The 9,281-nt window shown below is 42.3% G+C and carries 8 protein-coding genes; all 8 read left to right on the top strand.

Annotated features, from left to right (window positions below):
- The first annotated feature begins 269 nt into the window (after window positions 1-269).
- The 8 genes from LKD41_RS15150 (at window position 270) to radA (ending at window position 9,072) form a co-directional block, all read left to right on the top strand.
- On the top strand, window positions 270-881 hold the full coding sequence (locus LKD41_RS15150; protein ID WP_227701640.1) for a 1-acyl-sn-glycerol-3-phosphate acyltransferase: 612 nt from the start codon (window positions 270-272) through the stop codon (window positions 879-881).
- Window positions 882-933: 52 nt separating this feature from the next.
- Complete coding sequence (locus LKD41_RS15145; protein WP_227701639.1) at window positions 934-1,524, top strand: hypothetical protein; 591 nt, start codon at window positions 934-936, stop codon at window positions 1,522-1,524.
- Window positions 1,525-1,540: 16 nt separating this feature from the next.
- Window positions 1,541-2,266 (top strand): prolipoprotein diacylglyceryl transferase family protein, encoded by a 726-nt coding sequence (locus LKD41_RS15140; RefSeq protein ID WP_227701638.1) that lies wholly within the window; start codon window positions 1,541-1,543, stop codon window positions 2,264-2,266.
- 306 nt (window positions 2,267-2,572) lie between these two features.
- Window positions 2,573-2,800 (top strand): hypothetical protein, encoded by a 228-nt coding sequence (locus LKD41_RS15135; RefSeq protein WP_118173714.1) that lies wholly within the window; start codon window positions 2,573-2,575, stop codon window positions 2,798-2,800.
- Window positions 2,801-2,953: 153 nt separating this feature from the next.
- Window positions 2,954-4,516: a cadherin-like beta sandwich domain-containing protein gene (locus LKD41_RS15130; RefSeq protein WP_227701637.1), complete on the top strand. Its 1,563-nt coding sequence runs from the start codon at window positions 2,954-2,956 to the stop codon at window positions 4,514-4,516.
- 31 nt (window positions 4,517-4,547) lie between these two features.
- Window positions 4,548-7,007 carry an ATP-dependent Clp protease ATP-binding subunit gene (locus tag LKD41_RS15125; protein WP_227701636.1) on the top strand — a complete coding sequence of 820 codons (2,460 nt, stop codon included), beginning with the start codon at window positions 4,548-4,550 and terminating at the stop codon, window positions 7,005-7,007.
- Window positions 7,008-7,096: 89 nt separating this feature from the next.
- On the top strand, window positions 7,097-7,510 hold the full coding sequence (locus LKD41_RS15120) for a hypothetical protein (RefSeq protein WP_022243974.1): 414 nt from the start codon (window positions 7,097-7,099) through the stop codon (window positions 7,508-7,510).
- Window positions 7,511-7,698: 188 nt separating this feature from the next.
- Window positions 7,699-9,072: a DNA repair protein RadA gene (gene radA, locus LKD41_RS15115; protein WP_227701635.1), complete on the top strand. Its 1,374-nt coding sequence runs from the start codon at window positions 7,699-7,701 to the stop codon at window positions 9,070-9,072.
- Window positions 9,073-9,281 lie beyond the last annotated feature (209 nt).

Below are 9,281 nucleotides of genomic sequence, written 5' to 3'. Positions count from 1 at the left end.
GCCTGTACAATACAGGATAGCATCCATGTGTTCAGCCTAGTTCATAAATATGTGTCCAGGATTCTGGGTACATATCACATACTTTGTCAGGAGCTTTTTTACTTTACAGGAAATTGCTTTCCTGTAAAGTAAAACGCTCTGCGAGGATGCGCACTGCGGCGTATAAGGTAGATGTCGCAAGCGACCGCCGCAGGCGCGAGAATGTGCCAAGGTACATTCTTTGTTCAGAAAAGTTGCAAAAAATAGCAAGAAATAGTAAACTGTGGGATATGCGAGTATACTACTATGAAAATGAATTAGAGGATGAATTCAATGCATTTGACAGCTTTGCCATCCAGCTTGCCTTCGAACAGGCTAAATTGAAAAAGAAAAAGATGTACCGTGTAATCCGGGAAGGCAATTATACCGGATTTCCGGGATTTTACGGAGTGTTAATGCGCCATTGCAACACACTGCCGTTAAGCTCTAATTTTAAGACCATGGAGAAATTCATTGCTGCCGTAGACAGGGTATTAGAGAAAAATCAGTTTGTACTTGTCTATCCGGAGCAGGGAATGTGGTGGAATTACCGGAAACCAAGACCGCTGCAGAAGGGCGCATTTACCTTCGCTGCCAGAAATAATAAGCCGGTACTTCCCGTATTTATTACCATGGAAGACAGTGATGTTTTAGATGATGACGGATTCTATGTGCAGGAATATACGGTGCATTTCTGTGAACCGATTTATCCGGATCCGAATAAAAAGCGTGCACAGAATTCCTGTGAGATGTGGGATAAGAATTATGAAGCGTGGAAAGCTGTTTACGAGCAGACCTATGGAGAGAAACTGACCTATAGTTGTGATGAGGAACAGCCGATTAAAGAGAAGAAAGCACTCTAATAAAAGTTGCAGGAAATGTAATATGTATTGAGAAAGGGTAAAGGGATAAATTATGAATAATCAGTGGAACCAGATGCCACCAAACATGCCGCCACAGCAGAGACCGCCGATGCCACCGAATATGCCGCCGCAGCAAGGTGGACCAATGCCGCCGAATATGCAGATGCAGCAGGGCAGACCGATGCCACCAAACATGCAGATGCAGCAGAGACCGCCGATGCCACCGAATATGCCGCCACGACAGGGAAAAATGCCACGGCCGGAGCTCTCTCCGGAAGATAAGAAGCAGGCAGACAAATTATGTATTATTTCCATGATTTTGATGTTTGCACCGATGGCAGTAATTTTTATTAAGAATATTATTCTGGGACTGTTGTTTGATGCAGGAAAAGAAGAATTTTATTATAATATCGCAAGCAGCTATGTATTAGGTTCAATTCTGACTTTTCTTATGGCTGGCTGTGGAATTGCAGCACTGGTACTTATGATTTTGGTCCGTGTAAAATATCCGCAGAGTGTATTTGGTAAAGTGCTGATGTGGCTTTATATTGCACTTGCCATTCTTGTAGTAGTATTTATAGCAGTAACAATTATTGCCTGTGGGCTGGCATTCATAAGCTGTGTCCGAAACTGTCCGGGCTGATGAGGCAGGAAAATAAATGATAGATATTACGATTTTGCACTGGAGAATTTCGCCGTATTTTATCTGTTTTCTCTTAAGCTTTGTACTGGCATATCTTTATGTCACATGGTATTTGAAAAAATCAGGAGTAAAGGGCAGTCATATCTTCTATTCAGAGCTTTTGAATACAGTTCTGGCATTATATTTTGGAGCATTTTATACCTTTATTGTGCAGCTGGCAGAACAGGGTAAAGTAGAGACATTTGGTTTTTCCAGTCTTGGCGGTATGGCGGGCATCCTGCTCGGTGTGTGGATTTTTACAAAAATCAGTAAGGAACATAAGATAGAGCTATGGACTGCATATGTGCTGGCATTGGGACTGATGTATGCGGTTTCAAAGCTCGGCTGCTTTTTTGCAGGCTGTTGTGTTGGCATGAGATATCAGGGACCTGGCAGTATCCGCTATCTTGATAATGGAGCAGCGGGGGAATACCTTTTTCCGGTCCAGCTGGCAGAGACGATCTTATTTCTGCTGGCGTTTTTGTTGCTTCACAGGATGGCAGAACGAAGAAGGAATGGTATAATTCCAAAGAGTCTGTTGCTGTATGCGATATTAAAATTTGTACTGGATTATCTGAGGTATTATGAAGACAGAAAGATTTTCAGTGCGAACCAGTGGGGATGTCTGCTGGTAGCTGTAAGCGTATTGCTCTATGAGGCAGTACGGCAAATTAGACAAAGAGCGAATAATAAAGTAATATAACGGATATGAGAAAAGAGTTTTGTGGGTGTTGTGCCGGCAGAACTCTTTTGTATTGTTATGCATCCAAAGAAGCTGCCGGACAGGTTATGGTGTTTATCAAGCGTTATATTTATTGTAAAAGGTTGGATTCGGAACAAAGTATTTAGAAAAAATTAGAAAACAAGTTTACATAATATAGGTACAAAATATGGGACACATCCTGTTGTAACATAATCTTATCAGAGAGCAAAGCCACTGAAAAATACCAGAAAAGTGGCAGAAAAGCGAAGGAAAAGATAAGAAAAAAGACACAGGGAGGTCACAATTATGCGTGATAATACAGTACATGTAAGAAGAGGAAAGAAACATCCGTCAAGAATGGAAATGATAGTGCTTGCAGCTCTTGCAGCCCTTATGGTAAGCGGCGGAACATTATTACTGCTGGCAGCTTTGCTGGGACAGGATATTACAGACTGGAACCACAGAGTAGCAATTACAGCAGGACTTTCTCTTGCCGGAGTTGTGTGGGGATGGTTAATCAGGGCAAACCGTTAGACATATCCGTGGGATAAGTACGACATGGTTTTTCGAATTGAGGTTGACGCATTCCCGATAGTTTTCTATAATGAAACTGATTATATTGTACAGGAAAATCAAAAGAAGATTTTCTGTTGTTTTGGAGAAAAAGGGAATTGAAGGAGACGGAAAATGAAGAAAACAATTTGTAAGATAGAGATACTTTTTATGGCATTGATTTGCATTTTTGCCATGTCAGGAATGCCGGTGCAGGTATATGCAGGTCCTGCGGATAATTCGCTGGAGACACTGACAGTAGCCGAGGGTTCATTATCACCTGCATTTGAAGGAAGCCGTATGTACTATACGGTACAGGTAGGACAGGATGTAAGCAGCGTGACGGTAAGTGCAAAAACGGTAAATCCGGCAGCAACGATTCAGTCCGGGGTGGGAACCACTACCTTAAAAACAGATGGAGATACAAAGATTGACGTAGTAGTGCAGGCAGAGAATGGAAATCTTGCAACTTATCATCTGACCATAACCAAGTCTGCAACAGGTGCTGCAACAGATACTACAACAAATACAGATACTACAACAAGCACAGACACAGGCAATACTCCGGCGGACAATAATACCGGAGCAGATAATGGCACAGATACAGCCACGCCGGACGATACTGTATCTGCCTATACCGTGTCAGAAGATTTCACAGCAGAACAGATTCCGGCAGATTTTACAGAAGCACAGGTACCTTATCAGGGAGCTGAATACCGTGGTGCTGCTTTTAACAATGGTAATTTATCTCTTTTATATATGACAGATGCAGCAGGAAATGCAGGCTTTTATGTGGTAAATGGCACCGATGGCAGTGTGTGCCCATATATTCGTATCGATAATGGGGATAATTATCTGATTTTAATGACACCTTCGGCAGTGACTTCCTTTGTACCGGGCGAAGCAACCACGCCTATTCAGGTTGGAGACAGTACATTTGAAGATGCATACGCAACAGATACAGAAAATATTTATACCGTATATGGAATGACAAATGATGGACAGGAAGGCTGGTATAATTACAATACCAGTGATGGAACCTTCAGCGAATACCAGTACAGTGACAGCACAGAGGAGGATACCGATACCACCTATCTTCAGAATGCATTAAATGACTTAAATGACAAATATACCGCTAGAAAAGACCGGGATTTAAAAATTATTGCCGGATTAATTGTAGTAATCGTAATTCTTATTTTTATCATTATTAATCTGTTGCTTCGTGGAAGAAGAGGTTATGAAGAAGAGGACGATGATGAAATCGAAGAAGCAGTAGATATCTTTGAAGAAGAAAAACGCAGAAAGGCAAAGAAGAAACAGAAATTCGTAGAAGATACCGGTAAAGTCGAAGAAGAACCGGTCAAAGAAAAAGAGACCAGTGCAGTGAAGGATTTACCGGAGAAAACAGAGTCAGAAGAAAAAAAAGAAGCGGATTCCGCCGCTCAGTTACCGGAAGAAGTGGCAGAACGGTTAGGTGAAACTGACTTTATGGAAGAATTTGAAGAAGAACCGGAATTTATGTCCGGCAGAAAGAAACGTGAAAAGGAAAAGAGAGAAAAAAAAGAGAAGAAACGGCGGAGCAAAGATATTTTTGATGACGATGATGAAGATAATGGAATTTTTGCAAGCCATGATGACTTTATTGAAAAAGAATCATCAGATGATGATATTGAAGTAATGGATTTAAATGATTTATAAGAGAATTGGCGCGTAGTGACAGGAGGATTTTATGCATAAACCATATACAAAACAAGCGCAAAAAGTAATAGAACTGACGACAAAGGCAGCCAGAAGCATGCATCATAATTATATTGGAACAGAGCACCTTTTACTGGGATTGCTAAAAGAAGGCAGTGGAGTAGCTGCCTGTGTTCTGATGGATGCGGGAGTAGAAGAAACCCGTCTGGTAGAACTGATAGAAGATTTAATCGCTCCATCTTCGGATGTGGCAGTATTAGACCGGAAAGGTTATTCTCCAAGGATTCAGCATATCATTGAGACCGCTGACCAGGAGGCAGAGCGTTTTGACAATGAGAATATCGGAACAGAACACCTTTTAATTGCATTATTGAAAGAGGCAGACTGTGCCGGTGTACGTCTGTTGAATACACTGGGTGTGAATATCCAGAAGATTTATATCGAGACTCTGGTAGCCATGGGAGAAGACGTAAACCGCTATAAAGAGGAGATTGCGGCAAGCAAATCCGGAAAAAAGAAAGCAGTAGAAGTAACGCCAACCTTAGATCAGTATTCCAGGGATTTAACTGCTATGGCAGCCTATGGTGAGATAGACCCGGTGATTGGCAGAGAGGCAGAGATTGCCCGCGTGATTCAGATTTTAAGCCGCAGGACAAAAAATAATCCATGCCTGATTGGAGAGCCGGGAGTTGGAAAGACAGCTATTGCAGAAGGACTTGCCCAGTGTATTGCATCCGGACTGGTTCCGGATACAGTCCGGGGAAAAAGAGTGGTAACACTGGATTTATCCGGAATGGTAGCAGGCTCTAAATACCGTGGCGAATTTGAAGAGCGGATTAAGAAAGTCATTCGTGAAGTGACAGAAGCAGGAAATGTACTTCTTTTCATAGATGAACTTCATACCATTATCGGAGCAGGTGGAGCGGAAGGTGCTATTGATGCATCCAATATTTTAAAACCATCCCTCGCCCGAGGAGAAATACAATTAATCGGAGCAACCACATTAGAAGAATACCGTAAATATATTGAAAAAGATGCAGCCCTGGAACGTCGTTTCCAGCCGGTAATGGTGGAAGAACCGACGGAAGAGCAGGCAATAGAAATATTAAAGGGATTAAGAGAACGCTATGAGAAGCATCATCATGTACAGATTACAGATGCCGGAATTGAAACCGCAGTGAAGCTGTCTATCCGTTATATTGCAGACCGTTATCTGCCGGATAAGGCCATTGATTTGATGGATGAGGCTTCCTCGAAGGTTCGCCTTGGCGGATTTAAAATGCCGGAGAAGATTAGTGAACTGGAACGTAAGGCTGCTCAGTTAGAGGACGATATGGAGACGGCATTGATGGAACAGCGGTTTGAAGATGCCGGGGCAATCCGCAAGGAGAAGGAAGCTGTCCGGAAGAAATACGAAAAGCAGGTGGAAAAATACCATCGGGATGCAGACAAGAAGAAACTGGTTGTCGGAGAAAATGAAATTGCAGAAATTGTATCTGACTGGACAAAGATACCGGTGAAGAGACTGGCAGAGGGCGAGGCTGCACGTCTCAACCGTCTGGAAAAGACACTGCATAAGCGTGTAGTAGGACAGGAAGAGGCAGTCAGTGCAGTGGCAAGAGCAGTCAGAAGAGGACGGGTAGGATTAAAAGATCCGCATCGTCCGATAGGTTCCTTCCTTTTCTTAGGACCGACCGGAGTTGGTAAAACAGAGATAACAAAGGCACTGGCAGAGGCTGTCTTTGGCGATGAGCAGGCAATGATTCGTGTTGATATGTCAGAGTACATGGAGAAGCACAGTGTTTCTAAAATGATTGGTTCACCGCCAGGTTATGTAGGTTATGAAGAAGGCGGCCAGCTCAGCGAAAAGGTCAGAAGAAAACCATATTCTGTTATTCTTTTTGATGAAATTGAAAAGGCACACCCGGATGTATTTAATGTATTGCTTCAGGTACTGGATGATGGACAGATTACAGATGCCCAGGGCAGACGGGTAGATTTTAAGAATACGATTATCATTATGACTTCCAATGCAGGGGCACAGTCTATCATTGCACCGAAGAAGCTTGGATTTGCTGCAGGCGAAGATGAAAAGAAGAATTATGAATACATGAAAAATGGTGTAATGGAAGAAGTCCAGAGAATCTTTAAGCCGGAGTTCTTAAACCGAATTGACGAGACCATTGTATTCCGGGCTCTCAATAAAGAGGACATGAAGAAGATTGTCACCATTTTAAGCAAATCTTTAATTGACCGGTGTGAAAAACAGATGGGTATCCATCTGACCATAACCGGCAGCGTAAAAGGATACATTGCTGAGAAGGCATACAATCCGAAATATGGAGCAAGACCATTGCGGCGTATGATACAGACACAGATAGAAGATATGCTGGCAGAAGAGATTTTATCCGGTAAAATCAAGCCGGGAGATGATGTGGAAATCCGCATGGTAAAAAAGGAAATAAAAACCGTTGTGAATTCATCAAAATAACTGGAAAAATGTGTCGAGATAAGCTATAATATTTTCATAAAATTTACGAAAAAGCCATCGTGGGATAGTGGCTTATAGGAGGATAAAAAATGGCTGTAGTTGCAGAATTAATTCGTTCAGAAGCAAACGGAACAATCAGTTTTGGAGATTATACACTGGGAGCAAAATCCAAACTGGACAATTTTGAACATGCAGGAGATTTGTACAAAGTTAAGACATTTCGTGAGATTACCAAATTAGAGAGAAATGGAATGTTTGTATATGAATCTGTTCCAGGAACTGCAGTTACAAATATGGCAGCATCCGAAAACGGTGTGGAATTTGAAGTAGAAGGACCGGAAGATGCAGAGATTACACTTGGCTTAATGGAAGAGACAGAGTATGATGTATTTGTAGCAGGAAAATCAATTGGTCAGATGAAGACCAATTTAGGTGGTAAATTAACACTTAGCGTTGAATTAGACCCGGAAACTCCGGTTGCAGTAAAAGTATCCAGAGTATAAATGGATATATCAATAAGATGATAAGAAAGAGAATCCAATTCCAGCGGATTGGGTTCTCTTTTTACTAATTTACGCGAGTAGCGAGAAAAAATCCGGGAGAAAAGAAGGAACTAAGCTTGTAAAGCGTGTTTCTCGCAGTTGCCGGTAGGTAAGAAAGATAGTTATTGCAAGAATAAGGGGGAAAATAGATGGCAAAGGGAAAAGCAACCGTATTTTTCTGCCAGGACTGTGGCTATGAATCATCCAAATGGATGGGACAGTGCCCGGGATGCGGCGGGTGGAATACTTTTGTAGAAGAAGTGATAGATAAATCAGCACCTGCAAAAGTGCGGAAGGAAGCAGCGAAAGCAGAAGTTGTAAAAATTGCAGATATTAAAACAGGACGGGAAGAGCGGCTGACTACAGGACTAAAAGAGTTAGACCGGGTTTTGGGAGGTGGAATCGTAAAAGGTTCCCTTGTTTTAGTCGGTGGAGATCCTGGAATTGGAAAATCCACGCTGCTTTTACAGGTGTGCCGGAATCTTTCCCTGCAGAAGACCGATGTATTATATATTTCCGGAGAGGAATCCCTGCAGCAGATAAAAATTCGTGCAGAGCGTATCGGAGAATTTGGCGATACTTTATCACTGCTTTGTGAGACCAATCTGGATACTATCAAAGAAGTGATTAGCAGAACAAAACCGGAAATCGTGGTCATTGACTCAATTCAGACCATGTATAATGAAAATATTACATCGGCGCCTGGCAGTGTTTCCCAGGTCCGGGAAGCAACCGGAGTTCTGATGCAGATTGCAAAGGGGCTTGGTATTTCTATTTTTATTGTCGGCCATGTGACCAAAGAGGGTGTTGTGGCAGGCCCCCGTGTGTTAGAACATATGGTAGATACGGTATTGTATTTTGAAGGTGACCGTCATGCGGCATATCGTATATTGCGTGGCGTGAAGAACCGTTTTGGTTCCACGAATGAGATAGGTGTATTTGAAATGTGTAACGAAGGGTTAAGGGAAGTGGAAAATCCTTCAGAATATATGTTAAGTGGAAAGCCGGAAGGAGCATCCGGTTCTGTAGTGGCATGCTCTATGGAGGGAACCCGTCCGATTCTTTTGGAAATACAGGCACTGGTGTGCCACAGCAATTTTGGAATGCCAAGAAGAACAGCTGCAGGAACGGATTATAACAGGGTCAATCTTCTGATGGCTGTATTAGAAAAGAGACTGGGACTGTCTTTAAGTTCCTGCGATGCATATGTAAATATTGCCGGGGGTATCCGTATGAATGAACCCGCAATTGATTTGGGTATTGTGCTTGCAATTGTATCCAGCTATAAAGATGTTCCAATTGATGAGAAGACCATCTGTTTTGGGGAAGTAGGACTAAGTGGTGAAGTACGCGCAGTCAGTATGACAGCACAGCGTGTGCAGGAAGCTGAGAAGCTTGGCTTTACCACCTGCATTCTACCTGAAGTTTGTAAAGCAGGATGGAAGAAGAATTCAAATATAAATGTAGTGGGTGTTAGCAACGTACAGGATGCCATCCGCTATATTTTATCCAAAGAAAAATGAATTGAACACACAATTCAAACAATTTAGATGAAAAACGACAAATGACCTACTTTAATAAATATGGCAAAATCGTGTTGACATCCCGAAAATGACGTGCTATTATAAAACTCCACCGCGCAGGAAACGCCTGCCGCGGCGGGAGATAAGAATTAAAAAAATAAAAAAAGTTGTTGACAAAAGCTGACAGACATGATATTCTGTAAAAGTTG

Origin of the sequence: Roseburia sp. CLA-AA-H209 (genome assembly GCF_020687575.1) — a bacterium.
Classification (GTDB): Bacteria; Bacillota; Clostridia; order Lachnospirales; family Lachnospiraceae; genus Roseburia_C; species Roseburia_C amylophila.
This window is presented reverse-complemented; position numbering and strand designations above follow the sequence as displayed.

Excerpts from the sequence above, each read along its gene's own strand:
- LKD41_RS15150 (WP_227701640.1), top strand. The coding sequence starts at position 270 with ATGCGAGTATACTACTATGAAAATGAATTAGAGGATGAATTCAATGCA.
- LKD41_RS15145 (WP_227701639.1), top strand. The coding sequence starts at position 934 with ATGAATAATCAGTGGAACCAGATGCCACCAAACATGCCGCCACAGCAG.
- LKD41_RS15140 (WP_227701638.1), top strand. The coding sequence starts at position 1,541 with ATGATAGATATTACGATTTTGCACTGGAGAATTTCGCCGTATTTTATC.
- LKD41_RS15135 (WP_118173714.1), top strand. The coding sequence starts at position 2,573 with ATGCGTGATAATACAGTACATGTAAGAAGAGGAAAGAAACATCCGTCA.
- LKD41_RS15130 (WP_227701637.1), top strand. The coding sequence starts at position 2,954 with ATGAAGAAAACAATTTGTAAGATAGAGATACTTTTTATGGCATTGATT.
- LKD41_RS15125 (WP_227701636.1), top strand. The coding sequence starts at position 4,548 with ATGCATAAACCATATACAAAACAAGCGCAAAAAGTAATAGAACTGACG.
- LKD41_RS15120 (WP_022243974.1), top strand. The coding sequence starts at position 7,097 with ATGGCTGTAGTTGCAGAATTAATTCGTTCAGAAGCAAACGGAACAATC.
- radA (WP_227701635.1), top strand. The coding sequence starts at position 7,699 with ATGGCAAAGGGAAAAGCAACCGTATTTTTCTGCCAGGACTGTGGCTAT.